Source organism: Mesocryomonas lacus (assembly GCF_055730135.2).
Window position 1 is genome coordinate 141,002 of record NZ_JBUZWE020000010.1, and the last position, 25,760, is coordinate 166,761.

The window sequence follows — 25,760 nt, forward strand, 5'->3', positions numbered from 1 at the left end:
GTGACGTGCAAAGCGCCTTAACCTTTGCTATAGGCCGGAAAACCCGATCAACCGGCAAGATGCCGTCAGGACCGATGCCCCCATTCGCCGCTCTCAGGGAACTTCGAAGGGGTCGCGCCGCGCGCGGCGCTGGTTCGCTGTGGCTGTTGGCCTTGCTGCTCCTGCTGCAGTGGAGCGTTCCGGGGCTCGCGCAATCCATTGAACAGCGTGCCGGGCAAGGTGAAACCTTCGGCGGTTTCGCGGCCCAGCCGCTGGCCAAGCTGCGCGATGCCGGCAAGCTGGCGGGCACGGAGCTGCGGGCCAAGGACGGCAAGCAGCAGACTGCGCCGGCTGGCGGGGATCCGGCTTTCGTTTCCGCTCCTGGCGCCTCGCTCTGTGCTTTGGCCTCCGCGACCGTACCGGCGGCCGCCGAGCAGATCGCGCCCGGCCGCATCGCGCGCCTCGCCTTCGAGGCCCGGGCACCGCCCGCCGCCTGAGACTTTGCGCAGCGCGACCGCTGCGACCTGCCGCGCGATGCGGCAATTCCATTCTCCCGCTTTTCTCCGCCATGCCGCCAAAGTCGGCAGGCGTTTCATGTCTGGACCCTGCCATGCGCACATCCCGCTGGGTGCTCGCGATCTACGCGATCCTCATCTTTATCGGCGTCCTCGCGGCGATGCCGAACCTCTTCTCGAAGGAGCAGCTCGCCTCTTTCCCGAGCTGGCTGCCGAAGCACGGCGTCAATCTCGGCCTTGACCTGTCCGGCGGCTCGCACCTCGTGCTGGAGGTGGACGCCGCGGGCCTCAAGGCCGACCGCCTGCGCGCCATGCAGGACAGCGTGCGCTCGGCGCTGCGCGACGCCAAGATCCCCATTCGCTCCGTGCGCAACGACGGCAGTGCGGTCATTGCGACGCTGGTGAACGCCGACGACGTCGAGAAGGCCCGGCCGCTGATCACGGCGCTGTCGACTCCCCTGTCGAGCAGCGGCTTCGGCGGGACCAATTCCGACATCGCGGTCACCAACACGGCGGACCAGTTCCGCATCGAGCTGACCCAGGCAGGCCTTGCCGACAAGACAAACCTTGCGATCCAGCAGAGCCTCGAGATCGTCCGCCAGCGCATCGATCAGGTCGGCGTCTCCGAGCCGACGATCCAGCGCGTCGGCGCCGACCGCATCCTCGTCCAGTTGCCGGGCGTCCAGGACCCGGCGCGGCTGCGCGAACTGCTCGGCTCGACCGCGCAGATGAGCTTCCACATGCTGGCCGAAGACGGCAACCAGAACGCCCCCGGCGTCACCATGCTGCCCGACCAGGACGGCAGCCGCAGCTATCCGATCGAGGACCGCGTCGCTTTGTCCGGCGAGCGGCTGACGGATGCCCGTCCCGGCTTCAACCAGCAGTCCAACGAGCCGATCGTCTCCTTCACCTTCGACAGCGCCGGCGCGCGCCAGTTCGCCGACATCACCCGCGCCAATGTCGGCCGGCCCTTTGCCATCGTGCTCGACGGCAAGGTGCTGAGCGCCCCCGTCATCCGCGAGCCGATCACCGGCGGCCAGGGACAGATCAGCGGCAACTTCACCGTCGAGCAGTCGACCGTGCTCTCGGCGCTCTTGCGCGCCGGCGCGTTGCCGGCACCGCTGACGGTGATCGAGGAGCGCACCGTTGGTGCCGATCTCGGCGCCGACGCGATCGAGCGCGGCGTGCTGTCCGGCTTGGTCGGCTTCGGCCTCGTCTTCATGTTCATGTTCGTGCTCTACGGGCGCTGGGGCCTTCTGGCCAACCTCGCGCTCGCGCTTAACGTCATCCTGACCTTCGGCGCGCTCAGCATCCTCGGCGCCACGCTGACGCTGCCCGGCATTGCCGGCATCGTGCTCGGCATCGGCCTGGCGGTCGACGCCAACGTCCTCATCAACGAGCGCATCCGCGAGGAGAACCGCAAGGGGCTCAGCGTCTATGCGGCGATGGATGCGGGCTTCAATAAGGCCTATTCGACCATCGTCGATTCCAACGTCACCGCGCTGATCGCCACCGCCCTCCTGTTCTACTTCGGCTCGGGCCCGGTCCGCGGCTTTGCCGTCACCATGTTCCTCGGCATCGCCATCTCGATGTTCACGGCCGTTGCCATCGTGCGCGTCGTCATGGTGCTGATCGTGCGGCGCTGGAAGCTGAAGGCGATCCGCATCGAGCCGCTTTTCGGCATCAAGCTTATCCCGGAAGGCACCAAGATCCGCTTCATGCGCGGCCGCTTCATCGGCATCGGCGTCTCCGTGCTGCTGTCGGTCGCCTCGATCATCCTGTTCTTTACGCCGGGCCTCAATTACGGCGTCGACTTCAAGGGCGGCATCCAAATGGAGGTCCGCACTGCGGGGCCGACCGACATGGCCAAGCTGCGTTCGGGCCTCGAGGGCCTCGGGCTCGGCGAGATCGGCCTGCAGCAGTTCGGCGAGGCCAACACCGTGCTGCTGCGCGCCGAGCGCCAGCCCGGCGAGGAAGAAGCGCAGAACCAGGCGGTCGCCAAGATCCGCACCGAGGTCGTGAAGATCGACAGCACGGCGACGATCGAGCGCACCGAGGTGGTGGGCCCGAAGGTCTCGGGCGAACTCGCGCGGGCCGGCTGGATCTCCAGCATCCTCGCCAGTCTCGCGATGATGTTCTACATCTGGTACCGGTTTGAATGGCCGTTCGCGGTCGGCGCCATTGCGACGCTGATCCTCGACGTAACCAAGACCATCGGCTTCTTCGCGTTGACGGGCATTGACTTCAACCTCACCGCCATCGCCGCGCTGCTGACGCTGATCGGCTACTCCGTCAACGATAAGGTGGTCGTCTACGACCGCATGCGAGAAAACATGCGGCTCTACAAGGCGATGCCGATGCGCGACATGATCGACAAGTCGATCAACGAGACGCTGGCACGCTCGATCTATACCTCCATCACCGCCTTCCTCGCCATGCTGCCGCTGGCGATCTGGGGCGGCAGCGCGGTCGAGAGCTTTGCCGTGCCGATGGTGTTCGGCATCGCGGTCGCGGCGCTCTCCTCGGTGTTCATCGCGGCGCCGATCCTGCTCTTCCTCGGCGACTGGCGCACCAAGCACCGCAAGGCGCATCCGGTGACAACCGTCGGAACGCCGGCCGCCAGCGCCTGAGGCGATTGGCGATAACCGACATGCAAAAGGCCCGCTTGGTGCGAACCAAGCGGGCCTTTTGCTTTTCAGGACGGGCCGGTACGGCGCGTTGGCGAAGGTGTCAGTAAGTCTTCATCGCCAAGTGTGGCAGGCCGCCGTCGAGGAACTCGATGCCATAGGCGGTGAAGCCGAACTTTTCGTAGAGGGCGATTTTGTCGGCCTGGGCGTCAAGGTGGAAGCGGGTGATGCCGGCGGCGCGGCGCTCGTCCATGGCGGCGGAGATCATCTGCCGGGCGACGCTGCGGCCTCGCCAGCCGGCGTGGACGACGATCCGCCCGAGCTTCGTGTGCTCGGGCGACGCGATCACCCGCAACGTGCCGACGACCTCGCCGGCCCCGACGGCGACCCAGTGGGCGGCCGTCAGGTCGTGCGCATCGAACTCCTCCTCCTCGGGGATCTTCTGCTCGCCGACGAACACCGCCCGCCGGAGGGCGAAGCCGAGATTGCAGAGGCTGCTGAACACCGGGACGGGGAAAACGACGACGCCGGCCATCCCGGTTACTTCCCGGGCAGGCCCATGGTGATCTGCATCTTCACCTCGCCCGCGGGGGCGCTGGCGGCAAGTTCGAAGGCTTCGACGCTGTTCTCGAAGGCGAAGGTGCGGGTGATTAGCGGCGCGACGTCGATCGTGCCGGAGGCGAGCATGGCGACGCAGCGCGGGAAGACGTGGGCGTAGCGGAAGACGTGCTCGACGCGGGCCTCCTTCAGCATGGCCGCTGCCACGTCGTAGGCCGCAGGCTTCAGCGGAATGCCGACAAGGACGACGACGCCGCCGGGGCAGAGCGCCTCGAAGATCGAGGTGATCGCGCGCTCGTTGCCGGAGCACTCGTAGATCGCATCTGCCCCCCAGCCCTCGGTCGCGGCCTTCACGGCCTCGGCAAGGTTTTCGCGCGTGACGTTGACGGTGGAGACGGCGCCGAGGCCGCGGGCGATCTCGAGCTTGGTGTCGTCGACGTCGGAGACGATGACGTGGGCAGCGCCGCCGGCGAGCGCCGCCAGCACGGTGACGAGGCCGATCGGGCCGGCGCCGATGACGACGGCGATATGGCCAGGCGCGGCGCACGCCTTGGTGACGGCGTGGACGCCGACGGCGAGCGGCTCGACCATCGCCGCCGCGGCGAAGGAGACGCTGTCCGGCAGCTTGAAGGTGAAGGCCTCGGGATGGACGACGCTCGAGCGCAGCACGCCGTGCACCGGCGGCGTCGCCCAAAACTGCACCGCCGGGTCGAGGTTGTAGAGACCGAGACGCGTCGCCTTCGAGGTCGGGTTCGGAATGCCCGGCTCCATGCAGACGCGGTCGCCGACCTTCAAGCTCGTCACCGCGGCGCCAACCTCGCTGACGACGCCGGACGCCTCATGGCCGAGGATCATCGGTTCGCGCACGACGAAGGAGCCGATGGCGCCGTGGGTGTAGTAGTGGACGTCCGAGCCGCAGATGCCGACGGTGTGGATGGAAATGCGCACGTCTTCCGGCCCGAGCGGCTGGTCGATCGGGAAGTCGCGCAGCGAGAGCTTGTGCTGCTCTTCGAGGACGAGGGCGCGGGTATCTGCGGTCATGAGGCCGTTCCTTTGCTGTGCCGCGCGCGCATCGCAGCGCGGGTCGATGTCACGGCCGGTCTCCTCCCAGCCGAAGTACTGCTCGCCGCTTCAGTCCTCGACGAGGATGGTGCCGGCGACCTCGATGCCGAAGCCGGTGAGGCCGACATAGGAGCGCTCCTGCGTCGCCAGCACCGAGATCGAACGGACGTCGAGATCGCGCAGGATCTGCGCGCCCATTCCGACCTCCCGCCAGCGCTGCAGGCGCGTCCGCGCGCTGGCGTGCCGTTCGCCGTCGGTCGGTGCCTCGACATCGTCGGCCGCCCCGATGGTGGAGGCCTCGAAGTCGTCGACATTGGGCTGGCGCAGCAGCATCAGGACGCCCTTGCCGTGCGCCTTGATGGTCTCGACGGCGACGTCGACCCAGTTGCGCGTGCTGTCGCTGCGGCCGAAAAGGTCGACGATCGGCTGCTCGCGGTGGATGCGGGTCGGCACCTTCTCGTGGCCGCGGACATCGCCGAAGACGGCGACGACATGCTGCATGGCATCGAAGGGCGTCTCGTAGATCCGTACCTTTCCTTCCATGCCGCCGATCGTCATCGTCTCCTCGCCGACGCAAGACACGAAGGACTCGCGCCGGATGCGGTAGGAGATGAGGTCCTCGATCGAGATGATCTTGAGGCCATGCTCGCGGGCGAAGGGGATGAGCTCGCCGAGCCGCTTCACCGTACCGTCGTCATTGACCACCTCGGCCAGCACGCCCACCGGGTCGAGCCCGGCGAGTTCGGCAAGGTCGCAGCCGGCCTCGGTATGGCCGGAGCGGGTGAGGACGCCGCCGGCGCGGGCGATCAGTGGGAAGATGTGGCCGGGGCGAAGGAAGTCGCCGCCGCTGCAGTTGCTGTTGGCCAGCGCCCGCACGGTGTTGGTGCGCTCCTCGGCGGAGATGCCGGTGGTCATGCCGATCTTGTAGTCGACCGACACGGTGAAGGCGGTGCGCATCGGGTCGAGATTGTTGGCGACCATCGGCGGCAGGTTGAGCGCGTCGGCGCGGGCACCGGTCATCGGCACGCAGATGATGCCGCTGGTGTGGCGCACCATGAAGGCCATCTTCTCCGGCGTCGCCTTGGCGGCGGCCATGATCAGGTCGCCCTCGTTCTCGCGGTCGGTATCGTCGACCACCACGACCAGTTCGCCGGCGGCGATCGCGGCGATCGCGTCTTCGATGCTGTCGAGTTCCATTGCCTTCACTCCTGCTGCCATGCCCGCCTTCGGCCTAGCTCGTAAGCTTTGCCGGCGCTCCGATCAACGTCCGTGGTGCGGCCGACGCGCGGTTTATCCGCGGCCGCGGTAGGTCGGCACGCCCTGGTCCGGCAGGAACACGCCCTCCGGCGGGGCGCCGGTCTGCCAGAACACGTCGATCGGAATGCCGCCGCGTGGATACCAGTAGCCCCCGATCCGCAGCCAGAGCGGCTGCGTCACCTCGACGATGCGCCGCGCCACCTCGACCGTGCAGGATTCGTGGAAGGCGCCATGGTTGCGGAAGCTCGTCAGGAAGAGTTTCAGCGACTTCGATTCGACGAGCCTTTCGTCCGGCGCATAGTCGATGACGAGGTGGGCAAAATCCGGCTGGCCGGTGACCGGGCAGAGCGAGGTGAACTCCGGGCAGGTGAAGCGCACGATGGTCGGCGGCCCGTCGATCCTGTCGTAGGGCACGGTCTCGAGAACGGCTTCGTCGGGAGAGGCGGCGGGGCGGGCATCCGCGCCGAGCTGGGAAAGGGTCATGTCGGGACTTTCACGGGACAGTTCAGTTCGGGAGGGGGAGGGCGGGCAGGATGCCGGCATCGGCCACCTCGAAATAGCCGTTCCAGATCATCTGGACGGCGACGAAGACGATCACCGCAAGGCCAAGCCAGGCGATGATGCGGTAGCGGTGCAGCAGCCGCGCGATGAGGGTGGCGGCAGCTCCCATCAGCACGACCGAGATCAGGAGGCCGACGACCAGCACCTCGGCATGGTCGCGCGCCGCGCCGGCGACGGCGAGAACATTGTCGAGCGACATCGAGAGGTCGGCGAGTATGATCTGGAACAGCGCCTGGCCGAAACTCTTGTGCGGGGCCTTCGCGTCAAGCGACAGTGCGTCGGGGTCTTGGTTGCCCTCGCGGATCTCGCGGAACATCTTGTAGCAGACGTAGAGCAGCAGCAGGCCGCCCGCGAGCGTCAGCCCGACGATGTCGAGAAGCTGCACCGCGACGAGCGCCAGCGCGATGCGCAGCACCACGGCGGCAGCGATGCCCCAGAAGATGACGCGGGCGCGAATCGCGGGATCGACACCGGCAGCCGCCATGCCGACGACGATGGCGTTGTCGCCGGCGAGCGCCACGTCGATCAGCAGCACCTGGAGAAGCGCCGCGAATTCGGCCGCCCAGAATGTTTCGGTCATGCGGTCTCGCGGTCGGGAAAGGGGGATGGCGCATCCTGCGCGATGCGCCGGCAGGCGACAAGCCGAAGCCGCGCCCTTCCTAGCGCCTCGAAATGCCGACGGGAAGCCATGGCATCACCGGGAGCCGCCGGAGCGACGCCATGACCACGCAAGGGGCGTGGTCTAGGGTAAGGCATGATCGACAAACTCGAATACTTCATCGCCCTGGCCGCCGAGCGCCATTTCGGCCGCGCGGCCGAGCGGCTTGGGGTGACGCAGCCGACGCTGTCGGCCGGCATCAAGCAGCTGGAGGAGCAACTCGGCGTGACGCTCGCCAACCGTGGTTCGCGCTTCCAGGGCATTACCGACGAGGGCGACCGGGTGCTGGTCTGGGCGCGGCGGATCGTCGAGGATGTCAGGACCATGCAGGAGGAACTGCGGGCCCTGCGGTCTGGCATCTCCGGCCATATGCGGATCGCCGTCATTCCGACGGCGCTGGCGGTGGTGTCACGGCTGACGACGCCGTTCTTCGAGAAGCATCCGGGCGTCACCTTCGAGATCGTCTCGCGCACCTCGAGCGAGATCATCACCGGCATCGAGAATTTCGAGATCGACCTCGGCATCACCTATCTCGAGGACGACAGGCTCGACCGCATCGACTGCCAGCCGCTCTACGCCGAGCGCTACTGCCTGGTGACGACAGCGGGCAACCCCTTCGCCGACCAGGCCAGTGTCACCTGGGCGGAAGCGGCGTCGATCCCGCTGTGCCTCCTGTCCAACACGATGCAGAACCGTAAGATCCTCAACCGCCTGCTCGGCGCTGCCGGCGTTCCCTTCGCGACCGTCCTCGAATCCAATTCGATGATCGCGCTGATCGCGCATGTGCGCACCGGCAAGTTCGCGACGATCATGCCGTTCCGCTCGGCCGAGATCCTCGGCCTCGCCGAACCGGTGCGGGCGATCCCGATCGGGACGCCGGATGTCAGCTATTCCATCGGCCTTGTCGCCGCCCGCCGAGATCCCCGTCCGCCGCTGTTGGCGGCCTTCTGGGACGAAGCCAGCTGGGCAGCGCTCTGACGATAGAGAAGTCCTATCGAGGAACGGGGTTCCACCATTGATTTTGGCGTAAGAAAAGCTTTTCCTGTTTGAAACCGTTCTAAGGGAGGCGACGACCGGTGACCTATCATGCGGCGTTCAGCGCCGAGGACTGCAGCGAGATCATCAACGAGCTGAAAAGCCTGGAGGGGCCGCTGCTGCCGATCCTCCACGCCCTGCAGGAACGCTACGGCCATGTCGACGAGGCGATGGTCCGACTGATTTCCGCAGGCCTCAACCTGTCGCGCGCCGAGGTCTACGGCGTCCTCTCCTTCTACCACGACTACCGCCAGGAGCCGCACGGCCGACACGTGTTGAAGGTCTGCCGGGCCGAAGCCTGTCAGTCCAAGGGCAGCGATGCTTTAGCCGCGTCGATCGAGGCAGCGCTCGGTATCAAGTTCGGCGAGACCACCAGTGACCGCCAGGTGACGCTCGAGGCCGTCTATTGCCTCGGCCTCTGCGCCACCGCCCCGTCGGCCATGCTCGACGGACGGCTGATCGGCCGCCTGTCGCAGAAGAAGGTCGACGCCATCGTCGACGAGGTACGCCTATGACCCGGGTTTTCATTCCGCTGGACTCCTTCGCCGTCGCCTGCGGTGCCGACGAGATCGCTGATGAGCTGACGCTGGCTGCTTCGCGCGGTGGTCACGACGTCGCTATCACACGCAACGGATCGCGCGGCATGGCCTGGCTGGAGCCGATGCTGGAGGTCGAGACGGATGAGGGGCGCATCGCCTACGGCCCGATCGAGCCGGGCGAGATCGCCGAGCTCCTGTCCGCCGGCTTCCTGACCGGCGGTGCGCATGCCAAGCGGCTCGGCCCGACCGAGAAAATCCCTTTCCTTGCCAAGCAGACCCGCCTGACCTTCAAGCGCTGCGGCATCACCGATCCGCTGTCGCTCGACGACTACCGCGCGCATGGCGGCTTCGACGGCTTGACGCGCGCCCTGGCGATGACGCCGCAGGCGATCGTGCAGGAAGTGACCGATTCCGGCCTGCGCGGCCGCGGCGGCGCAGGCTTTCCGACCGGCATCAAGTGGAAGACGGTGCTGGAGACCGAGGACGACCGCAAGTACATCGTCGTCAATGCCGACGAGGGCGACAGCGGCACCTTCGCCGACCGGATGATCATGGAAGGCGACCCGTTCTGCCTGATCGAGGGCATGGCGATCGCCGGCCTCGCGACCAAGGCGACCAAGGGCTACATCTACACCCGCTCGGAATATCCGGTGGCGATCCGCGTCGTCGAGGCGGCGATCGCCAAGGCCTATGAGGCCGGCATCATCGGCGCGTCGGTGATGGGGTCCGACCATGTCTTCGACATCGAGATGCGGGTCGGCGCCGGCGCCTATGTCTGTGGCGAGGAGACGGCGCTCTTGGAAAGCCTCGAGGGCAAGCGCGGCCAGGTCCGTGCCAAGCCACCGCTGCCGGCGCACAAGGGTCTGTTCGGCAAGCCGACGGTGATCAACAACATCATCTCGATCACCTCGGTGCCGGTGATCATGGCCGAGGGTGCCGAGCAGTACAAGAATTTCGGCATCGGCCGTTCGCGCGGCACGATCCCGATCCAGATCGGCGGCAATGCGAAATACGGCGGCGTCTACGAGACGGCCTTTGGCCTGACGCTCGGCGAGATCGTCGACGGCATCGCCGGCGGCACCGCCTCGGGCCGTCCGGTGCGGGCGGTGCAGGTGGGCGGGCCGCTCGGCGCCTATTTCCCGCGCGAACTGTTCGACACGCCGTTCGACTACGAGGCCTTCGCCGCGCGCGACGGGCTGATCGGCCATGCCGGCATCGTCGTCTTCGACGACAGCGTCGACATGCTGAAGCAGGCGCGCTTCGCCTTCGAGTTCTGCGCGGTGGAATCCTGCGGCAAGTGCACGCCTTGCCGGATCGGCGCGGTGCGCGGTCGCGAGACCATGGACAAGATCATCGAAGGGCAGAACCCGGCGGACAACCTGACGCTGGTCGAGGACCTCTGCAATACCATGAAGTTCGGTTCGCTCTGCGCACTCGGCGGCTTCACGCCATATCCCGTCATGAGCGCCATCACCCATTTCCCCGAAGATTTCCACGGGACCCCGATGCGCGAGGCGGCGGAATGACCGCCCTTCGCGCGACCATCGCGTTTTCCGGATCGACAGGAGCCCGGCCATGAGCCTCGTCCACGAAATCGACTACGGTACCCCGAAATCCAAGGCGGAGAAGGAAGTCTCCGTCACCATCGACGGCTTCGAGATCAAGGTGCCGGAAGGCACGTCGATCATGCGGGCAGCGATGGATGCCGGCATCCAGGTACCGAAACTCTGCGCCACCGATATGCTCGACAGCTTCGGCTCCTGCCGCGTCTGCGTCGTCGAGATCCAGGGCCGCAACGGCACGCCGGCCTCCTGCACGACGCCGGTGATGGAGGGCATGAAGGTCTCCACCCAGACCGAGCGGCTGAAGCGCATCCGCAAGGGCGTGATGGAGCTCTACATCTCCGACCACCCGCTGGACTGCCTGACCTGCGCGGCCAATGGCGACTGCGAACTGCAGGACATGGCCGGCGCCGTTGGCCTGCGCGACGTGCGCTACGGCTATGAGGGCGAGAACCACCTGAAGAAGGAGAAGGACCAGTCCAACCCCTACTTCCAGTTCGACCCCGCCAAATGCATCGTCTGCTCGCGCTGCGTCCGCGCCTGCGAGGAGGTGCAAGGCACCTTCGCGCTGACGATCGAGGGCAGGGGCTTCGGCAGCCAGGTCTCCGCCGGCCTGATGTCGGACAATTTCTTCTCTTCGGAATGCGTCTCCTGCGGCGCCTGCGTGCAGGCTTGCCCGACCGCGACGCTGGAAGAGAAGTCGGTGATCCAGATCGGCTTGCCCGAGCACTCGGTGGTGACGACCTGCGCCTATTGCGGCGTTGGCTGCTCGTTCAAGGCGGAAATGCGCGGCGAAGAACTCGTCCGCATGGTCCCCTCCAAGGACGGCAAGGCCAACCGAGGCCATAGCTGCGTCAAGGGTCGCTTCGCGGTCGGCTACGCCACCCACAAAGACCGCATCCTGAAGCCGATGATCCGCCCGACCTACAAGGACGAGTGGCAGGAGGTTTCCTGGGACGAGGCGCTGACCTTTGCAGCGACCAAGATCAAGGACATCCAGCGCCGCTATGGCCGCGGCTCGGTCGGCGCGATCTCGTCGTCGCGCTGCACCAATGAGGAGGTCTACCTCGTTCAGAAGCTGGTGCGCGCGGGCTTCGGCAACAACAACATCGACACCTGCGCCCGCGTCTGCCATTCGCCGACCGGCTACGGCCTGTCGACCACGTTCGGTACCTCTGCCGGCACGCAGGACTTCGACAGCGTCGAGGACAGCGACGTCATCCTGGTGATCGGCGCCAACCCGACCGACGGCCATCCGGTCTTCGCGTCACGCATGAAGAAGCGGCTGCGCGAGGGCGCCAAGCTCATCGTCATCGATCCCCGCCGCATCGACCTCGTGCGCACCCCGCACATCGAGGCCGAGTATCATCTGCCGCTGAAGCCTGGCACCAACGTCGCGATGATGACGGCGATCGCCCATGTCATCGTCACCGAGGGGCTGATGGCCGAGGCTTTCATCCGCGAGCGCTGCGACTGGGACGAGTTCCAGGAGTGGGCGTCCTTCGTCGCCGAGGACCGGCATTCGCCGGAGGCTGTCGCCGGCGTCACCGGCGTCGACGCCGAGCTGGTCCGCAAGGCGGCACGGCTCTACGCCACCGGCGGTAATGGCGCGATCTATTACGGCCTCGGCGTCACCGAGCACAGCCAAGGCTCGACGACGGTCATGTCGATCGCCAACCTTGCCATGGCCACCGGCAACATCGGCCGGCGCGGCGTCGGCGTGAACCCGCTGCGCGGCCAGAACAACGTGCAGGGCGCCTGCGACATGGGCTCGTTCCCGCATGAGTTCACCGGCTACCGCCACGTCTCCAGCGACGAGGTGCGCGAGACCTTCGAGAGCCTGTGGAAGGTGAAGATCGACCACGAGCCGGGCCTGCGCATCCCCAACATGTTCGACGCCGCCGTCGACGGCACGTTCAAGGGCCTCTACGTCCAGGGCGAGGACATCCTGCAGTCCGACCCGGACACCAAGCACGTGTCGGCCGGCCTCGACGCGCTGGAGCTCCTGATCGTCCAGGACCTCTTCCTGAACGAGACGGCGAACTACGCCAACGTCTTCCTGCCGGGCTCGTCCTTCCTCGAGAAGGACGGAACCTTCACCAATGCCGAGCGCCGCATCAACCGCGTGCGCAAGGTGATGTCGCCGAAGGCCGGCTATGCCGACTGGGAGGTGACGCAGCTGCTCGCGCAGGCGATCGGCATGGAGATGAACTACACCCATCCGAGCCAGATTATGGACGAGATCGCCTCGGTGACCCCGACCTTCAAGAACGTCAGCTATGCGCTCCTGGAGGAGAAGGGCTCGGTGCAGTGGCCGTGCAATGAGGATCATCCGGAGGGCACGCCGACAATGCACATCGGCGAGTTCATGCGCGGCAAGGGCAAGTTCGTCATCACCGAATATGTCGCGACCGACGAGCGCACCGGGCCGCGTTTCCCGCTGCTGCTGACGACGGGGCGCATCCTGTCGCAGTACAATGTGGGTGCCCAGACGCGGCGGACCGACAACGTCGTCTGGCACGACCAGGATCTCCTCGAGATCCACCCGCACGATGCCGAGATGCGCGGCGTGCGGGACGGCGACTGGGTGAAGCTCGACAGCCGCGCCGGCTCGACATCGCTGCGAGCCAAGGTCACGGACCGCGTCGCCGTCGGCGTCGTCTACACGACCTTCCATCACCCGATGACCCAGGTGAACGTCATCACCACGGACTTCTCGGACTGGGCGACCAACTGCCCGGAATACAAGGTGACCGCGGTGCAGATCTCGCCGTCCAACGGCCCGACCGAGTGGCAGGAGGAATACCGCGAGCTGACCGAGGAAAGCCGCCGCATCGCCGTGCTCGACGCGGCGGAATAAGATGGCGCCGACAATTCCCGCGGCGTCCGCGCCGCGGGTGGCAACTATCTCGTACCGGGGCGGTGCGTTCGTCTCGGGCGAGCGGGCCGTGCCGGCGGAGGTGGCGATTGCCATCTCGATCGACGGCTCGACCCATGCCGTAATGATGGCGACGCCTGATCACGTCGAAGAGCTCGGCCTTGGCCTCGCGCTGAACGAGCGGATCGTGGCATCGCGCGCCGAGATCGAGCGCATTGAGGTTGTCGAGACCGAACTCGGTCTCGACTGCCAGATCCGCCTCTCCGACGCGCGCGGCGCGACCTACACCGCCCGGCGGCGGCAGATGACGGGGCCCGTCGGCTGCGGCCTCTGTGGCGTCGAGTCGCTGGAACTCGCCGCGCCCGCCTTGCCGGTCGTGACCGCCGATACGGTTTTCGGCCCTGCCGAAATTGTCGCCGGGATGGAAGCGATGGCACGGCTGCAGACGCTCGGGCGGGAGACCCGGGCCGTTCATGCGGCAGCGTTTCATGACCCGTCCGGCCGGACGGTGACCCGCGAGGACGTCGGCCGCCACAATGCGCTGGACAAGGTTGCCGGCGCGCTGGCGATGTCGGGAGTCAACCCGGCCGAGGGCTTCCTCACCATCACCAGCCGCGTCTCGGTCGAGCTGATCCAGAAGGCGGCGATCATGGGCGTCGGTCTCATCGCCGCGGTCTCGGTGCCCACGGCGCTGGCGATCCGCGAGGCCGAAGCCGCCGGCGTGACGCTCGTCGCTATCGCGCGCGGCGACGAGTTCGAGATCTTCACCCACCCCATCCGCGTTTCCGGCGCCAGCGCCGCAGCCCCGAGAGCCAGCCATGCAGCGTGACAAACTCATCCACATGGCGAACCAGATCGCCGCCTTCTGCGAGACCAATCCGCGTGGCGCCCGCCAGACCGCGGATGTCGCCGACCACATCAACAAGTTCTGGGAGCCGCGCATGCGGCGCAAGCTGCTGGAGCGGCTGGAGGGCGGCGAGACCGAGGGCGTCCACCCGCTGGTGCTGGACGCGGTCGCCCATATCCGCCGGCCGCCGCCGATCGAGATCCTGCCGGAGGCATAAGGCCCAAAGGTCTCTCAGTATCGTGAAGGGCGGAGGCGTCTGCGTCCGTCCCTATGCCATTTGAGGGGACGCAAGTCCCGTGCGCGTTTGGAGAGATTGAGCGGGCTTTGCCGATAAAATCGATCAGAGGATCGATTGCTGCCCGTTCCCCACTGCTCTGGCAGCATCGGCAGAGGGGCGGCTTGCCCCGCAACAGCGGGATCAATCCACACCGCCTGAGGATCAGGGGTCGACCTGCTCCAGGCCTTCGAAGAACCAGCCGGGCGCGACCGAGAACTGCACGGCAATCCAGTAGAGCCGGCTCGCGCTGATGCGGTTGGCGCCGGTCTCGTATTTTTGGATCTGCTGGTAGCTCACGCCGATGCGCTCGCCCAGCTCTTCCTGCGTCTGGTTGCAGAGGATCCGCATGTATCTGACGCGGCGTCCCACATGAACATCGATGACATCAGGCACTACACGCAAAGGGCCTTACCTCCGAGGACTTCACTCTGAGGTAAACCGCTTTCGTCCCAGACTCAACGCCAATTTGCGGACACGCTTTCGAATTAGTTGTGCGGCAAGGCAGACAACAACTCACTCTGCATGACCCGGGCTTTTTCCGCAGCCGCAGGCAGGCCCAGCCGTCGGGCTTCTCGCGCGATATAGGCGGAGAAATGCACCAGCGCTGCAACGTCGGCAGCATAGCGATCGTCGTCATTGTCGGCGATCTGGCAATGGTTCTTCGAGGGGGTCATGACAAGACTTTCGGGAGCCCATCGATCCTCGATCTGACGGGCGGTTGGAGCGGAATGCGCGGCTGCGTAAGAGCGGTCACAAAGTCGCGATGCGGACCGAAGTGAAGGATCTGGTTGCCCTCGATACCGGCGGCGCGACGGGCTGCCGAGAGGGCACGCGGCGTCACGTCGAACATCGCCGCGATGCAGGACTGCCCGTTGACGTCCTGCGGCAGCCCAAGCGGCGAAACCTGCCAGCCGAAATCGGTCCAGCGCGGTAGCCAGTAGGTTTCCTGAATGCCCCCGAGCCGGGAGACGCCGGCATCGAGGCAGTATTCCATGACGGCACAGCACATCGAACTGGCGACGCTCCGACGGCCGCGACCACGCGCTGTAGGGACGACGAACATGCGGGTCCATTCGGCCTCGGTCGGACCGGACGGCATCGGCTTGGCGACGAGATGGGGAAACACCTCCCCAAGAAGAGTCGGTGTGGAGAAGGGACGCAGCCGGCTGCCCGCCACGAATTCTGCATCGCGGAAGGCGAGCAGATAGGTTGCGTCGTCGGTATCGAACTGGTCGGTCTCGAGACCCGTCGGCTTCGGCGGCATCCAGTGTTTCTCCTCGACATAGATTCGGTACCGCCACTGGAAGAACACCTCCATCTCGTCTTCGTAGGCGGTCCGGTTGGCGGCGGTCACAACATGCACTTGCAGCATCGACACCTCCCAGGTTGGGAGGAGGTTAGTGAGTGACTGACTTCGGTCCCATCCGCGCAACGGAGGGGATTGACGCTGCGGCCGGATGACTTCAGCGGACGTCGCTATCGGCCGCCTTCGCCAGTGGCATCGTGTCCCGCGCCCGTAAGCCGGCTATCAAATAGATCGGCCTTCTCAAACGGATGGCGTCTTTGAAATCTCTTTCAGCACTATTGGCCAGCGGCCCTTAACCCCGACTGGCAGTTTGGAACCGGAGTGATCCATGCTTGACGCGGGCGTTCGCGCCCCGGCGGTGTCAGGGGCGGATTTCGCCGCGGCGGATGCCCTCGGAAACGGCATGGGCGAGCGTCGCGACATCGAGCTTGGCGCGAATGCTGCTGAAATAGCCGCGGACGGTGTGCTGGCCGAGCCCAAGAATGACCGAGATGTCCCAGCTGGACTTGCCGGCGGCAGCCCACGTGAGGCACTCGCGTTCGCGCTTGGACAGGATGGGCTTGGCGTCGCGCGGCGGATCCAGCAGCTGGCGTACCGCATCGGCGGCAAAGATGCCCATGAGCTGCAGCGCCGAGAGGTCCCGCGGCGAGGCGCTCGAGGTTTCCGACGAAGCGAAGGCGACCGCCGTCTGCCAGTGCCGGGCGGAGTACATCGGCACCACGTACCCATCGACAAAGCCGTTCTCACGCGCCTCGCCGTTGACCTGAAGGGCGCCTTTGGACTGCGCAAGCGGTGCTGGAACGTCGCGCCAGAGGTAGGGTCGCGTGGTCTTCAGCGACCATTGCGCGACGCCGTCGATGGCGAAGTAGTTGGACTCGGTATAGCGGTCGTACCACTCTTCCGGCCACGCGTTGATCATCACTAGTGGCGCCAGATCTTCCATTTTCATGGGCAGGCCGGTGATGAGGAAATGCTCGAATCCGAGCGCCGCGCTCTCGGCTTGGAGGTTCGCCAGAATCTCCTTCGGGTCCGTCAGTTCCCGGGTCTTATCGATGAATTCGAACGCTGCCAGCTCGACGCACATTGCGAAAGGGGCTCCACTACATACCGTGATGGCGCCGGCAGACGGCACTATCCCTCATGACGTAAGGTCAAAACAGACCTTTTTGAAAGTAGGTCGGTATGTGTCACGGTAAATAATTACGGGCCAGCCAAATTCGGCAAATTCACGGCAAAATGGCGGCTTCGCTGTGGCAAATGACGTGCCCTATTGCGGTGGTTGTAGCCTCGCCCAAGAATCTGTTCGGCATAACAAGCGCCTGTAGCGCCGCGGGCAGGACGCCTGCCCGCGGCGGCTGCCACCCTCAGTTGTCGGTGACGTGGGTCTGTGGGCGATCAGTGCCGTCGGCAACCTCCTCGTGCCATTTGCCGGCCTTGTCCTGGTAGACAATGCCGTCGGTCTCGCCCGAAAGGCCCTGGCGCGCGGCGGCATCCTTCGCAGCTTCCAGCGCATGGTCGTGCGTCGGGAACGTTTCGGAGAAAACGTCGTCGACCTTGTAGGCCCAGCCGCCATCGTGCTGCACGATTTTATAGTCCAGTTCGCTCATGTCGCTTCCTCTGTTCGGGGCAGCCGATCAACCGATCGGCCGTCTTGTCCTGTCGCAAAAACGTCCGGCTGTCCGGCCCGTTCCCGCCGCGGGGCGTCTGCCGCAAGAGGCGCAGTCTAGTCCTTCCGGGCGCCGCCGTCGTCCCCGAGGAGCGCGAATATCGCGGCCTGGCCGGTGAGGTCGTCCAGGACCAGATCGGCGTCGGTGAAATCCTCGTCGGCGGTATAGAGGGCCGGCGTCACGATGCAGCGCAGCCCTGCTGCCTTGGCGGCGCGAAGGCCGTTGCTGGAATCCTCGAAAGCGAGGCAAGCGGAAGCCGGCAGGCCGAGTTCGCGCAGCGCCAGTTCGTAGACGTCGGGCGCCGGCTTCTTGGCGGGCACCATGTCGCCGCAGGCGATCACCTCGAAGATGCCGCTCTCGCCGGGAAAGACCGCTTGGAGCAGCGCATCGACGTTGTCGCGGGTGGTGGTGGTAGCGATCGCCAGCCGCACGCCGCGGCGCCGAGCCTCGGCGATTAAAGCGGCGACGCCCGGCTTCAGGGCGAGCGCGCCGTCCCGCACCGCCTGGGTATAGACCTCTGTCTTCGTGCGGTGCAGGTGCTCGACCAGTTCGTCGAGCGGCGTTGCCGGCGTGATCTCCTCCTCGTCGACGAAGGCCCGCATCCGCTCCTTGCCGCCGGAGACTTTCAGCAGTTCCTTGTAGCGGTAGGTATCCCAGTGCCAGGAGAGGTTCGCTTTGCCGAAAGCTTCGTTGAAGGCGTTACGGTGAAGCTCCTCGCTCTCCACCAGCGTGCCGTCGACGTCGAAGATCAAGGCGGTCATGCCTTGGACCCGGATGACCCGGCGTGTGCGCTCAGCGTCTCCAGCGCGCCCGGCAGATCGTCGAGCCGGGCGATGACGAGATCAGCCCCGAGCCCGTCGGCGCCAACCTTGGTGTAGCCGCCCCGCACCGCCACGACCAGCATGCCAGCGGCCTTGGCGGCCATGACGTCGTTCTCGCTGTCGCCGACGAAGACGGCCTCCGACGGTTCGATCGAGAGCAGCTGGCAAGCGTGCAGGATGAGGCCGGGCGCCGGCTTGGTCGCGGGGCCCGCATCGCCGCCGACGACGACGTCCATCAAGTCGGCGAGGCCGAAATGGGTCAGGATGTCATGCGTCTCGGCGCCGGGCTTGTTGGTGACGACGCCGACCTTGACGCCCCCGGCGGAGAGGTCGCGCGTGGTGTCGCTGGCGCCGGGATTCAGCGTCGTCAGCTCGGTAGAGCGCGGGGTGTAGATCGAGCGGAAGCGCTCGACGATCCGCTCGCGCGTCGCCGGGTCGAGGTCCTTGCCGAGACCGGCATAGGCACGCTCGATCAGCTTGTGCACGCCGGCACCGATCATGCCGGTCACCGCCTCCAGCGTGTAGGGCGGCTCGCCATAGCTCTCCAGCGTCTGATTGAGCGCGGCGTGGAGGTCGGGGGCGGAATCGATCAGCGTTCCGTCGAGGTCGAACAGCACGGCTTTCGGCCAGGTCAAAGGGGGCATGGGGCGAAATCCTTTCCATGGGCGCGCCTTCATCCGCGCGCCACACCGGCCGGTGAAACTGCCGGCGGATCGCTTGCCGGCCCAGGGCCATCTTTACACGATTGCGCGCTGCACCTAAGGCCGTCAATGTCATCGCGATGCTGCACTGCCCTCGAACGCCGGAACCATCCCATGAAATTCAAGGTCGGCTGCTATCTCGCCTACGAGGCGCACGAGCGGTGTCTTTTCACCTTCAACGTCCAGGCCTTCGAGGCTGAGAATCAGCGGGTGATCGAGGAGACGCTGACCGTCTCGCCGTCATCGCTCCTCGAGCACTATGTCATGCCGGAAACCGGCAATCGCTGCGTGCGCTTCGAGGCCGGGCCAGGTCCGCTGTCGGTGCGCTACGACGCGCTGGTCGAACTGACGCCGCTGCGCGCCACCGCGACGCCGATCCGCGAGATCGACATCGAGAAACTGCCGCCCGCGGTTCTCGCCTATCTCTACCCGAGCCGCTACTGCGAGGCGGACCGGCTGGCGCATTTCGCCAATGTCGAGTTCGGCGCGATGGACCGCGGGCATGACCGCGTCACCGGCATCTGCAACTGGATCTACGCGCATCTCGGCTACGTCGCGGGCTCCAGCGACGAGCACACATCGGCGCTCGACAGCTTGGTTGACCGGGCCGGCGTCTGCCGCGACTTCGCCCATCTCGGCATTGCGCTCTGCCGCGCGCTCGGCATTCCCGCACGGTACGTCAGCGTCTACGCCTGGCGCCTGCAGCCGCCGGATTTCCACGCGGTGTTCGAGGCCTATCTCGGCGGCCGCTGGTACTTGTTCGACCCGACAAGGCAAGCGGCGATCGAGGGCCTGGTACGCATCGGCGTCGGCCGGGACGCGGCCGAGGTCGCGTTTTCCAACTATACCGGCATGGTGTCGCCGACCGACATGTCGGTGCGGATCGAGGCGCTCGACGGCCCAGACTGGTACGTGCCGACGACGGATGCGATCAGCGTGTCCGCCGTCTGAGTCGCGCACTGGCCTCGGCCGTCTTCGGCGTCAGTCGGCTGCGTCCGGATCGAGCACGGCGAGCGTGATCCAGTGCGCGACGAGCGCCGGCTTCAGCGCGCCTTCGATCTCGACCGTCGCGCTCCAGGCCGACTGCACGGAGACCGCGCGCTCGGTCAGCCCGACCAGCTGGAATTTGCCGCGGACCCGGGCGCCGGATTTGACCGGGTTCATGAAGCGGACGCGGTCGAATCCGTAATTGATGCCCATGCGCGTCTTGCGCACGCCCGGCAACGCTCCGAAGGCGAGGACCGACAGCAGCGACAGGGTCAGAAAGCCATGCGCGATGGTGCCACCGAACGGCGTCTCGGCCAGCGCGCGGGCGGGGTCGACGTGGATGAACTGGTGGTCGAGCGTCGCATCGGCGAAGGTGTCGATCATCGACTGGTCGACCGTCAGCCAGTCCGAGACGAACTCCTCGCCGTCGACGAGGGCCCGGTAGTCCTCCAGCGGGATCAGCTTGCGGCGGATGGCCTCGGCCTCTGCGGCCCGTTCTGCTTCTGACAAGTTTAGCTTTCCTCGAACAATCCGCGCCCGGTCTGGACGCCGATCCCGCCGTCGAGCGGCAGGATCGCACCGGTCATATACGCGCCCGAGCGCCCACAAAGAAACAGCACAAGCGCAGCGATATCGTCGGGCGTCCCGAGCCGGCCGAGCGGCACATTGCCGCCGACGGCCGCAGCCTTCTCGGCGGTGCCGGTGGCAAACGCCGTCATCCGGCTCTGGAAGACACCGGGCGCGATGGCGTTGACGGTGATGGACCGGCCGGCGAGTTCCTTGGCGAGGATTTTCGTCAGGTGGTGCACCGCCGCCTTGGAGGCCGCATAGGAATAGGCGCCGTCGCCAAGCGGGGCGGCGCCCATGACCGAGCCGATGTTGACGATGCGGGCGGGATCGCCGGCGGAGGCGGAAGCCTCCAGCTGCGGCAACAGGCGCTGTGTCAGCGTGAACAGGCCGGCGACGTTGACGTCCATGACCTTCGACCAGGCGGCATGCGGGAACGCGCCGAGCGGCGCGCCCCACGAGACGCCGGCATTGTTGACGAGGATGTCGAGACGGTCGCTCGCCGCGCCGACTGCTTTAGCGAGGGCGTCGACGCCCGCCTCGGTCGCGACGTCGCCCGGCAGCGTCTCGACACGGCCGGGAAGGCCGGCGGCGTTGATCTCGGCGGCGGCGGCCTCGCAGACCTCGCGCTTGCGCGAGGCGATCAGCACCCGCGCGCCCGCGGCCGCCAGGCCTTCGGAGATCATCCGGCCGATGCCGGTGCCGCCGCCGGTGACGAGGGCGGTCTTGCCCTCGACCGAAAACAATCGCTGGAGGATCTGCATCCGCGTCTCCCTTGCCCCTCATCGCCGTCCCTCAACGCGAGGCGGCCTTTCCGAAATTGACAGCATACCGCTCCGTATGTCCAGCTGGAGCGGACCCCTTCAGGAGCACGTGCGATGGCGGATCAACCGGCTTCTTCCCCTGGCTCCGTAGACAGCCAGCAGCGTTTGGGCTCTGCACGGCATAGTCGTTTCATCGAGGGGCGGCGCGAGACGGTCAGCGATAGCGGGGCGGTCTCACGCGACGCGCTTCTCACGGCCGCCGCGTCGACATTTCGCGAGGACGGCTTCGAGCGGACGTCGATCGATGCCTTGGCGCGCCGGATGGGAGCGACAAAAGGACTCGTCTACCACCACTACCGGTCCAAGGACGATCTGTACGGCGACGTCTGCCGGCGCGGGTTCGCCCTCGCCTTTGCGACCGTCTTGCCCGCAGCGAGCGCACGCGACCGGGCCGTCAGCCGGCTGCGCCGGATGATCGAGGCGCATGTCGGCGCGGTGTTGGAGCACGCGGCCGTGCAGCAGGCGATGCTGCACGGCTATGGCAGGCGGGGCAGTGCTCTCGCCGGAAACCCAGCGGTGACGACAGAATTAGACGCCGAGCGCGCCCGCTATGTCGCGCTGTTCGGCAAGACGCTGGCGGCAGCGGTCGCCGAGGGCGACCTCGTTTCCCCGATCGCCGCTCCATTGGCGCTCGGCGCGCTGATGGCCGTGATCGATGCGCCCGTGTTCTGGCCGGCGAACGCATCCGGTGCACCGAAGCATCCCGCCCGCGACCTCGCTTTGTTTGCGCTGCGCGGTGCAGGGGCGGGGGCTGGCATCATCGAAGAGGAATTCTGACACGCCGCGAAGCCGCGTCGACGACGCCTGACGGCAGGGGTGCCCTGTTCGTCCCGAGGGCCGGACTGCCCAGCGCTTGTCCGTCAGCCGGGGCCGCTAGCGCCCAAGGTGGCGGCGGAAGGCGGCGAGCGTTTCCGGCCCGACATGGTGCTCGATACCCTCGGCGTCGAGTTCGGCAGCCTCCGCGCTGACGCCGAGCGCGATCAGGAAATCATGGACAAGATGATGGCGCGTGCGGGCCTCGGCGGCGATCGCCTTGCCCTTCTCGGTGAGGAAGATCGCGCGGTAAGGCTCGCTCGCGGCCAGGCCGTCGCGCACCAGCCGCTGCACCGTGCGCGCGACCGTGCCGGGCGACACGCCGAAGCATTCGGCGAGATCCGCCGCGCGGGCCTCGCCGTGCCGGACGATGAGATCGTCGATCATCTCGACATAGTCCTCGGCCAGCTCGGACTGGTGCGCCTCGCGAACCCTTGCGAAACGCGCGGCGAGGCGGGTCACGGCGACATTGCGCACTGGTTCGTCCTCGCCCGCCATCCGTGGTCCTCTCCCGCGTTTCCTGCTCCTGCATAAGCGGACAGTACCCGAGACGCAAAGTTTGTCACTGGACAAACTTCAATGCCGGTGCATAGATATTCGCAAATGAGCCTTCCTTTCTCCCAGCCATGGGGTCGTCGCCATGGTGTCGGGCGGGCGAAGGGGGCGCGCGCCGCGGGCCATGCTGGAAGGATGATCGCCATGACGTCGAATGCCGAGGTTGCCAACCCGAGGGGCTGGCGCCACGATCGCGGCGACGGATCGCTGGCGGACGTCCACCGCAGCGTGAAGATCGACCCGCGGGCGCCGAACTGGCGCAAGGCGGCAAGCTTCCTCGGCCCCGGCTATCTCGTCGCCGTCGGCTACATGGATCCCGGCAACTGGGCGACGTCGATCGCCGGCGGCTCGCGCTTCGGCTACACGCTGCTGGTCGTGGCGCTCGTCTCCAACATCATGGCGATCGTCCTTCAGTCGCTGTGCGCCCGGCTTGCCATCGCCTCGGGCCGCGACCTGGCACAGGCTTGCCGCGACGCCTATCCCCGGCCGGTCACCTACGTGCTCTGGGCGATGGCCGAGGTTGCGATCATCGCCACTGACATCGCCGAGGTCATCGGCACGGCGATCGGCCTCAACCTCATCTTCGGCATTCCGCTGGAGATCGGCGTCCTTATCACCGCGGTCGACGTGTTCCTGATCCTCTATCTGCAGAAGGTCGGCTTCCGCTGGGTCGAGGCGCTGATCATCACGCTGCTCGGCGTCATCGCCGTCTGCTTCGCCGTGCAGATCGCCATGGCCGATCCGAACTGGGGCGACGTCATCCGCGGTTTTGCGCCGACGACCGAGATCGTCACCAATCCGGAAATGCTCTACCTTGCGCTCGGCATTCTCGGCGCGACGGTGATGCCGCATAACCTCTATCTGCATTCGGGCATCGTGCAGACCCGCGAGATCGGCACGACGATCCCGGATAAGCGCCAGGCGTTGAAATACGCGACGATCGACAGCACCGTCGCGCTGATGTTCGCGCTGCTGATCAACGCCGCGATCCTGATCCTGGCGGCGGCGACCTTCTACGCCAGCGGCCGCACCGAGATCGCCGAGATCGGCGAGGCGCACAGCCTGCTCGCGCCGCTGCTCGGCCTTGCCATCGCGCCGACCCTCTTCGGCGTCGCGCTGCTCTGCTGCGGCATCAACTCGACGGTGACGGCGACGATCGCCGGGCAGATCGTCATGGAAGGGTTTCTGCGCATCAAGCTGGCGCCGTGGCTGCGCCGGCTGATCACCCGCGGAATCGCCATCGTGCCGGCGGCCGGCGTGACCATCTGGTACGGCAATTCCGGCACCGGCAAGCTTCTGGTGCTGACGCAGGTGGTGCTGAGCCTGCAGCTCTCCTTCGCCGTCTTCCCGCTGGTGATGTTCACCTCCAACCGCGCCAAGATGGGCGCGCTGGTGGCGCCGCTCTGGCTGGTGGTCTCGGCCTTCGCCATCGCGATCGTGATCGCGCTGCTCAACATCAAGCTGCTGGTCGACTTCGTGCTGTAGCGACAGGCGCGTACGGGGGCGCCTGTCGCTTCCGTCAGCTCTTCCTGGAGAACAGGCTGGCGATCAGCGATTTCGGCCGGGCGAGGCGGGAGGAGCGCATGCTCGAGACCACTACCAGCCGCTTCACGTCGCCGCGCTTGAAAGCGGCAAGGAAGCGCTTGTAGTCCTTGAAGGAAACGCAGCCGTTGGAATCGCCGCCCTTGCCCAGCATGTAGGTATGGGCAAGCAGGCCATCGCGGTTGTGGATCTTCTGCTGGCCGCCGATCGGGTTCAGGCGGATCGCCTCGACGCCGTGAAACAGGCTCTCGCGCATCTTCAGATCATAGGTGTGGGGCGGGGTCGGTCCGCGGTTCTTCTGGTGCACTTGGCTCGGGTCGTCGCGCATCCGGCCGAGGCCCGAATGCGCTTCGAGCTTCTCGCCATTCGGCAGATACACCGTCGCTGCCGAGATGTCGTAGACCGCGACGCCGCGGCCGAGGCCTTGCATCGGCGCCGTCTCCTCGACGTCCGGCACGGCCTCGATACCGGCATCGGGCCGGGCGTAGGCGAGGACGTTCGGGCTTGGCAGTCCGCGGCGGCGGGGCGGGATCGGCAGGATCCGCTCGGGTCGTGCCGCCGGCAGTGGGATCGCGGCATCGTCGATCGCCTGCGTCAGCGCCGCGACCGCCGATTCCGGCTTCAGCTCCGGCAGCTGCGTCTCGACATGGTCCTCGACGACTTCCGGCCGCAGCGGCGCCTTGACGGCGGTCGAGAGGCTGGCGAGGACGACAGGGGATTCTGCGGCGAGGGCTGCCACCCGGACCGGGGCCGGCAGCGGAACGGCGACGGGCGCGACGAAGGAGGCTGCCGCCGCCGCGTCGAGGGCGGCGAGGTGCGACAGTGGCAGCGGCGACGTCGGCGCCGCGGGGCGTGGGATCGCCGCCGTCAGGGTCGTCAGCCGCTGGCTCCTGATGGCCGCCTCCTGATGATGCGGTCGGGCGGCCGGGTGTGGCGTGACGACGGCGACCTTCGGGGTGTGGACGCGCGCCTCCTTGGCCGCCACAGGGACGGTCGGCAGCGACGGTGCGACCCAGGCGGCCGTCGGCACGGCGGGCGATCGGTGCGGGGCGGGGGCGGCGAGGATGGCCGCAACGACGGCGGTGCCGCCGCCGAACGTGCCGATCAGCGCGCAGGAGCGCAGAAGGGATTTCCGGGCGCTTGGCTTGCGGACGGGTTGGGCTGCGTGTCGTGTCATCTGGGGCGCCGGCTTCTGCTCGCGAGAGCGGGATGATGTGCGAGAACCCGCTGGGGAACGCCGGAGCTGACTTCAGTCATCGCACCCTCAGCATGGCTGCTTATGGTTACCAAAGTCCTTTCGCCGCGCGATTTCAGGCCGTTGGTAATTTCGATCGCCCGCATGCCTTGTCGGCGGCGGGCGTCCGATACGCCGAGGATGGGATCGAAGAAAGGCAGACGTCGGTCGGAAATACGGCCGGCGATCAGCGCCATAAGGCAAGCCGCGGCGTGAGCCGGCGACGCTGGAAGGGGACGTGCGCGTCGGTGAGGGCCGTCGGCGGACCCAGGTTAAATCGCACGGGATCTCGGGCGGCGAATGAGCCGGCCGACACCTCTATTCTGGGAGAGGCGAGAGCTTCCCCTAGGTCAGTCCGGTGCAAGCCATTTCTGGCAGGGTCAATGCG

General features: G+C 66.7%; 28 protein-coding genes. 11 read left to right on the plus strand and 17 right to left on the minus strand.

From position 1 onward, the window contains the following. The first annotated feature begins 152 nt into the window (after positions 1 to 152). Positions 153 to 476: a hypothetical protein gene (locus ACZLZY_RS16590; RefSeq protein ID WP_472935309.1), complete on the plus strand. Its 324-nt coding sequence runs from the start codon at positions 153 to 155 to the stop codon at positions 474 to 476. Between the two features lie 113 nt (positions 477 to 589). Then, positions 590 to 3,124 (plus strand): protein translocase subunit SecD, encoded by a 2,535-nt coding sequence (gene secD, locus ACZLZY_RS16595; protein ID WP_472935310.1) that lies wholly within the window; start codon positions 590 to 592, stop codon positions 3,122 to 3,124. A gap of 100 nt (positions 3,125 to 3,224) precedes the next feature. Here secD and ACZLZY_RS16600 read toward each other — a convergent pair whose 3' ends face one another. The 5 genes from ACZLZY_RS16600 to ACZLZY_RS16620 form a co-directional block, all read right to left on the minus strand. Then, a complete protein-coding gene (locus tag ACZLZY_RS16600; protein WP_472935311.1) occupies positions 3,225 to 3,656 on the minus strand; it encodes a GNAT family N-acetyltransferase in 432 nt (143 codons plus the stop codon). 5 nt (positions 3,657 to 3,661) lie between these two features. Then, the gene (locus tag ACZLZY_RS16605; RefSeq protein ID WP_472935312.1) at positions 3,662 to 4,720 is read right to left on the minus strand and encodes an NAD(P)-dependent alcohol dehydrogenase; all 1,059 of its coding nucleotides are present in this window, start codon (positions 4,718 to 4,720) and stop codon (positions 3,662 to 3,664) included. Positions 4,721 to 4,810: 90 nt separating this feature from the next. Next, positions 4,811 to 5,938, minus strand: coding sequence for a 3,4-dihydroxy-2-butanone-4-phosphate synthase (gene ribB / locus ACZLZY_RS16610; RefSeq protein ID WP_472935313.1), 1,128 nt, complete (start codon positions 5,936 to 5,938; stop codon positions 4,811 to 4,813). A 93-nt stretch (positions 5,939 to 6,031) separates the two neighbouring features. Next, positions 6,032 to 6,481 (minus strand): preQ(1) synthase, encoded by a 450-nt coding sequence (gene queF, locus ACZLZY_RS16615; protein ID WP_472935314.1) that lies wholly within the window; start codon positions 6,479 to 6,481, stop codon positions 6,032 to 6,034. Between the two features lie 22 nt (positions 6,482 to 6,503). After that, positions 6,504 to 7,139, minus strand: coding sequence for a YjbE family putative metal transport protein (locus ACZLZY_RS16620; protein WP_472935315.1), 636 nt, complete (start codon positions 7,137 to 7,139; stop codon positions 6,504 to 6,506). A gap of 174 nt (positions 7,140 to 7,313) precedes the next feature. Between ACZLZY_RS16620 and ACZLZY_RS16625 the strand changes: the two genes are divergently transcribed. The 6 genes from ACZLZY_RS16625 to ACZLZY_RS16650 all read left to right on the plus strand — a co-directional run bounded on the left by ACZLZY_RS16625 (position 7,314) and on the right by ACZLZY_RS16650 (position 14,295). After that, the gene (locus ACZLZY_RS16625) at positions 7,314 to 8,195 is read left to right on the plus strand and encodes a LysR family transcriptional regulator (protein ID WP_472935316.1); all 882 of its coding nucleotides are present in this window, start codon (positions 7,314 to 7,316) and stop codon (positions 8,193 to 8,195) included. A 98-nt stretch (positions 8,196 to 8,293) separates the two neighbouring features. Further along, positions 8,294 to 8,767, plus strand: a complete 474-nt coding sequence (locus tag ACZLZY_RS16630) for a formate dehydrogenase subunit gamma (protein WP_472935317.1) — start codon at positions 8,294 to 8,296, stop codon at positions 8,765 to 8,767. Next, the gene (locus ACZLZY_RS16635) at positions 8,764 to 10,317 is read left to right on the plus strand and encodes a formate dehydrogenase beta subunit (RefSeq protein WP_472935318.1); all 1,554 of its coding nucleotides are present in this window, start codon (positions 8,764 to 8,766) and stop codon (positions 10,315 to 10,317) included. The genes ACZLZY_RS16630 and ACZLZY_RS16635 overlap by 4 nt, the downstream gene beginning before the upstream one ends. 49 nt (positions 10,318 to 10,366) lie before the next feature. Next, positions 10,367 to 13,213, plus strand: a complete 2,847-nt coding sequence (fdhF, locus tag ACZLZY_RS16640) for a formate dehydrogenase subunit alpha (RefSeq protein WP_472935319.1) — start codon at positions 10,367 to 10,369, stop codon at positions 13,211 to 13,213. 1 nt (position 13,214) lies between these two features. Then, a complete protein-coding gene (gene fdhD / locus ACZLZY_RS16645; protein ID WP_472935320.1) occupies positions 13,215 to 14,060 on the plus strand; it encodes a formate dehydrogenase accessory sulfurtransferase FdhD in 846 nt (281 codons plus the stop codon). Next, positions 14,050 to 14,295: a formate dehydrogenase subunit delta gene (locus ACZLZY_RS16650; RefSeq protein WP_472935321.1), complete on the plus strand. Its 246-nt coding sequence runs from the start codon at positions 14,050 to 14,052 to the stop codon at positions 14,293 to 14,295. The genes fdhD and ACZLZY_RS16650 overlap by 11 nt, the downstream gene beginning before the upstream one ends. 222 nt (positions 14,296 to 14,517) lie before the next feature. Here ACZLZY_RS16650 and ACZLZY_RS16655 read toward each other — a convergent pair whose 3' ends face one another. The 7 genes from ACZLZY_RS16655 to gph form a co-directional block, all read right to left on the minus strand. Then, a complete protein-coding gene (locus ACZLZY_RS16655; protein WP_472935322.1) occupies positions 14,518 to 14,748 on the minus strand; it encodes a helix-turn-helix domain-containing protein in 231 nt (76 codons plus the stop codon). 92 nt (positions 14,749 to 14,840) lie between these two features. Continuing rightward, a complete protein-coding gene (locus ACZLZY_RS16660; RefSeq protein WP_472935323.1) occupies positions 14,841 to 15,029 on the minus strand; it encodes a hypothetical protein in 189 nt (62 codons plus the stop codon). Continuing rightward, positions 15,026 to 15,727: an acyl-homoserine-lactone synthase gene (locus tag ACZLZY_RS16665; RefSeq protein WP_472935324.1), complete on the minus strand. Its 702-nt coding sequence runs from the start codon at positions 15,725 to 15,727 to the stop codon at positions 15,026 to 15,028. The genes ACZLZY_RS16660 and ACZLZY_RS16665 overlap by 4 nt, the downstream gene beginning before the upstream one ends. 295 nt (positions 15,728 to 16,022) lie before the next feature. Then, positions 16,023 to 16,745 carry a helix-turn-helix transcriptional regulator gene (locus ACZLZY_RS16670; RefSeq protein ID WP_472935325.1) on the minus strand — a complete coding sequence of 241 codons (723 nt, stop codon included), beginning with the start codon at positions 16,743 to 16,745 and terminating at the stop codon, positions 16,023 to 16,025. Positions 16,746 to 17,025: 280 nt separating this feature from the next. Continuing rightward, positions 17,026 to 17,268: a DUF2188 domain-containing protein gene (locus ACZLZY_RS16675; protein WP_472935326.1), complete on the minus strand. Its 243-nt coding sequence runs from the start codon at positions 17,266 to 17,268 to the stop codon at positions 17,026 to 17,028. Between the two features lie 116 nt (positions 17,269 to 17,384). After that, positions 17,385 to 18,089, minus strand: coding sequence for an HAD-IA family hydrolase (locus ACZLZY_RS16680; RefSeq protein ID WP_472935327.1), 705 nt, complete (start codon positions 18,087 to 18,089; stop codon positions 17,385 to 17,387). Next, a complete protein-coding gene (gph, locus tag ACZLZY_RS16685; RefSeq protein WP_472935328.1) occupies positions 18,086 to 18,793 on the minus strand; it encodes a phosphoglycolate phosphatase in 708 nt (235 codons plus the stop codon). The genes ACZLZY_RS16680 and gph overlap by 4 nt, the downstream gene beginning before the upstream one ends. A 171-nt stretch (positions 18,794 to 18,964) precedes the next feature. On the opposite strand from gph, the gene ACZLZY_RS16690 reads away from it, so the two are divergent. Continuing rightward, complete coding sequence (locus tag ACZLZY_RS16690; RefSeq protein WP_472935329.1) at positions 18,965 to 19,801, plus strand: transglutaminase-like domain-containing protein; 837 nt, start codon at positions 18,965 to 18,967, stop codon at positions 19,799 to 19,801. Between the two features lie 30 nt (positions 19,802 to 19,831). Here ACZLZY_RS16690 and ACZLZY_RS16695 read toward each other — a convergent pair whose 3' ends face one another. Both ACZLZY_RS16695 and ACZLZY_RS16700 read right to left on the minus strand, forming a co-directional pair. After that, positions 19,832 to 20,347, minus strand: coding sequence for a MaoC family dehydratase (locus tag ACZLZY_RS16695; RefSeq protein ID WP_472935330.1), 516 nt, complete (start codon positions 20,345 to 20,347; stop codon positions 19,832 to 19,834). Positions 20,348 to 20,349: 2 nt separating this feature from the next. Continuing rightward, positions 20,350 to 21,168 carry an SDR family oxidoreductase gene (locus ACZLZY_RS16700; protein ID WP_472935331.1) on the minus strand — a complete coding sequence of 273 codons (819 nt, stop codon included), beginning with the start codon at positions 21,166 to 21,168 and terminating at the stop codon, positions 20,350 to 20,352. Positions 21,169 to 21,282: 114 nt separating this feature from the next. On the opposite strand from ACZLZY_RS16700, the gene ACZLZY_RS16705 reads away from it, so the two are divergent. Then, on the plus strand, positions 21,283 to 22,005 hold the full coding sequence (locus tag ACZLZY_RS16705) for a TetR/AcrR family transcriptional regulator (RefSeq protein ID WP_472935332.1): 723 nt from the start codon (positions 21,283 to 21,285) through the stop codon (positions 22,003 to 22,005). Between the two features lie 96 nt (positions 22,006 to 22,101). Here the strand turns inward: ACZLZY_RS16705 and mntR are convergent, their stop codons facing one another. Next, on the minus strand, positions 22,102 to 22,539 hold the full coding sequence (gene mntR / locus ACZLZY_RS16710; protein WP_472935333.1) for a manganese-binding transcriptional regulator MntR: 438 nt from the start codon (positions 22,537 to 22,539) through the stop codon (positions 22,102 to 22,104). A 201-nt stretch (positions 22,540 to 22,740) separates the two neighbouring features. Here mntR and ACZLZY_RS16715 point away from each other — a divergent pair, with 201 nt between their 5' ends. Next, entirely contained in the window at positions 22,741 to 24,081 is a 1,341-nt protein-coding gene (locus ACZLZY_RS16715) for an Nramp family divalent metal transporter (RefSeq protein ID WP_472935334.1), read from the plus strand. Positions 24,082 to 24,115: 34 nt separating this feature from the next. On the opposite strand, the gene ACZLZY_RS16720 is transcribed toward ACZLZY_RS16715, so the two are convergent. Continuing rightward, positions 24,116 to 25,315: a DUF2778 domain-containing protein gene (locus ACZLZY_RS16720; protein ID WP_472935335.1), complete on the minus strand. Its 1,200-nt coding sequence runs from the start codon at positions 25,313 to 25,315 to the stop codon at positions 24,116 to 24,118. Continuing rightward, positions 25,312 to 25,569, minus strand: coding sequence for a hypothetical protein (locus ACZLZY_RS16725; protein WP_472935336.1), 258 nt, complete (start codon positions 25,567 to 25,569; stop codon positions 25,312 to 25,314). Before ACZLZY_RS16725 ends, ACZLZY_RS16720 begins: the two co-directional genes overlap by 4 nt. Between the last annotated feature and the right edge of the window lie 191 nt (positions 25,570 to 25,760).

Bases quoted from the DNA above. Each gene is read 5' to 3' on its own strand.
- secD (WP_472935310.1), top strand. From the start codon at position 590: ATGCGCACATCCCGCTGGGTGCTCGCGATCTACGCGATCCTCATCTTT.
- ACZLZY_RS16600 (WP_472935311.1), bottom strand. From the start codon at position 3,656: ATGGCCGGCGTCGTCGTTTTCCCCGTCCCGGTGTTCAGCAGCCTCTGC.
- ACZLZY_RS16605 (WP_472935312.1), bottom strand. From the start codon at position 4,720: ATGACCGCAGATACCCGCGCCCTCGTCCTCGAAGAGCAGCACAAGCTC.
- ribB (WP_472935313.1), bottom strand. From the start codon at position 5,938: ATGGAACTCGACAGCATCGAAGACGCGATCGCCGCGATCGCCGCCGGC.
- queF (WP_472935314.1), bottom strand. From the start codon at position 6,481: ATGACCCTTTCCCAGCTCGGCGCGGATGCCCGCCCCGCCGCCTCTCCC.
- ACZLZY_RS16620 (WP_472935315.1), bottom strand. From the start codon at position 7,139: ATGACCGAAACATTCTGGGCGGCCGAATTCGCGGCGCTTCTCCAGGTG.
- ACZLZY_RS16625 (WP_472935316.1), top strand. From the start codon at position 7,314: ATGATCGACAAACTCGAATACTTCATCGCCCTGGCCGCCGAGCGCCAT.
- ACZLZY_RS16635 (WP_472935318.1), top strand. From the start codon at position 8,764: ATGACCCGGGTTTTCATTCCGCTGGACTCCTTCGCCGTCGCCTGCGGT.
- fdhF (WP_472935319.1), top strand. From the start codon at position 10,367: ATGAGCCTCGTCCACGAAATCGACTACGGTACCCCGAAATCCAAGGCG.
- fdhD (WP_472935320.1), top strand. From the start codon at position 13,215: ATGGCGCCGACAATTCCCGCGGCGTCCGCGCCGCGGGTGGCAACTATC.
- ACZLZY_RS16650 (WP_472935321.1), top strand. From the start codon at position 14,050: ATGCAGCGTGACAAACTCATCCACATGGCGAACCAGATCGCCGCCTTC.
- ACZLZY_RS16660 (WP_472935323.1), bottom strand. From the start codon at position 15,029: ATGACCCCCTCGAAGAACCATTGCCAGATCGCCGACAATGACGACGAT.
- ACZLZY_RS16665 (WP_472935324.1), bottom strand. From the start codon at position 15,727: ATGCTGCAAGTGCATGTTGTGACCGCCGCCAACCGGACCGCCTACGAA.
- ACZLZY_RS16670 (WP_472935325.1), bottom strand. From the start codon at position 16,745: ATGTGCGTCGAGCTGGCAGCGTTCGAATTCATCGATAAGACCCGGGAA.
- ACZLZY_RS16675 (WP_472935326.1), bottom strand. From the start codon at position 17,268: ATGAGCGAACTGGACTATAAAATCGTGCAGCACGATGGCGGCTGGGCC.
- ACZLZY_RS16680 (WP_472935327.1), bottom strand. From the start codon at position 18,089: ATGACCGCCTTGATCTTCGACGTCGACGGCACGCTGGTGGAGAGCGAG.
- gph (WP_472935328.1), bottom strand. From the start codon at position 18,793: ATGCCCCCTTTGACCTGGCCGAAAGCCGTGCTGTTCGACCTCGACGGA.
- ACZLZY_RS16690 (WP_472935329.1), top strand. From the start codon at position 18,965: ATGAAATTCAAGGTCGGCTGCTATCTCGCCTACGAGGCGCACGAGCGG.
- ACZLZY_RS16700 (WP_472935331.1), bottom strand. From the start codon at position 21,168: ATGCAGATCCTCCAGCGATTGTTTTCGGTCGAGGGCAAGACCGCCCTC.
- ACZLZY_RS16705 (WP_472935332.1), top strand. From the start codon at position 21,283: ATGGCGGATCAACCGGCTTCTTCCCCTGGCTCCGTAGACAGCCAGCAG.
- mntR (WP_472935333.1), bottom strand. From the start codon at position 22,539: ATGGCGGGCGAGGACGAACCAGTGCGCAATGTCGCCGTGACCCGCCTC.
- ACZLZY_RS16715 (WP_472935334.1), top strand. From the start codon at position 22,741: ATGACGTCGAATGCCGAGGTTGCCAACCCGAGGGGCTGGCGCCACGAT.
- ACZLZY_RS16720 (WP_472935335.1), bottom strand. From the start codon at position 25,315: ATGACACGACACGCAGCCCAACCCGTCCGCAAGCCAAGCGCCCGGAAA.
- ACZLZY_RS16725 (WP_472935336.1), bottom strand. From the start codon at position 25,569: ATGGCGCTGATCGCCGGCCGTATTTCCGACCGACGTCTGCCTTTCTTC.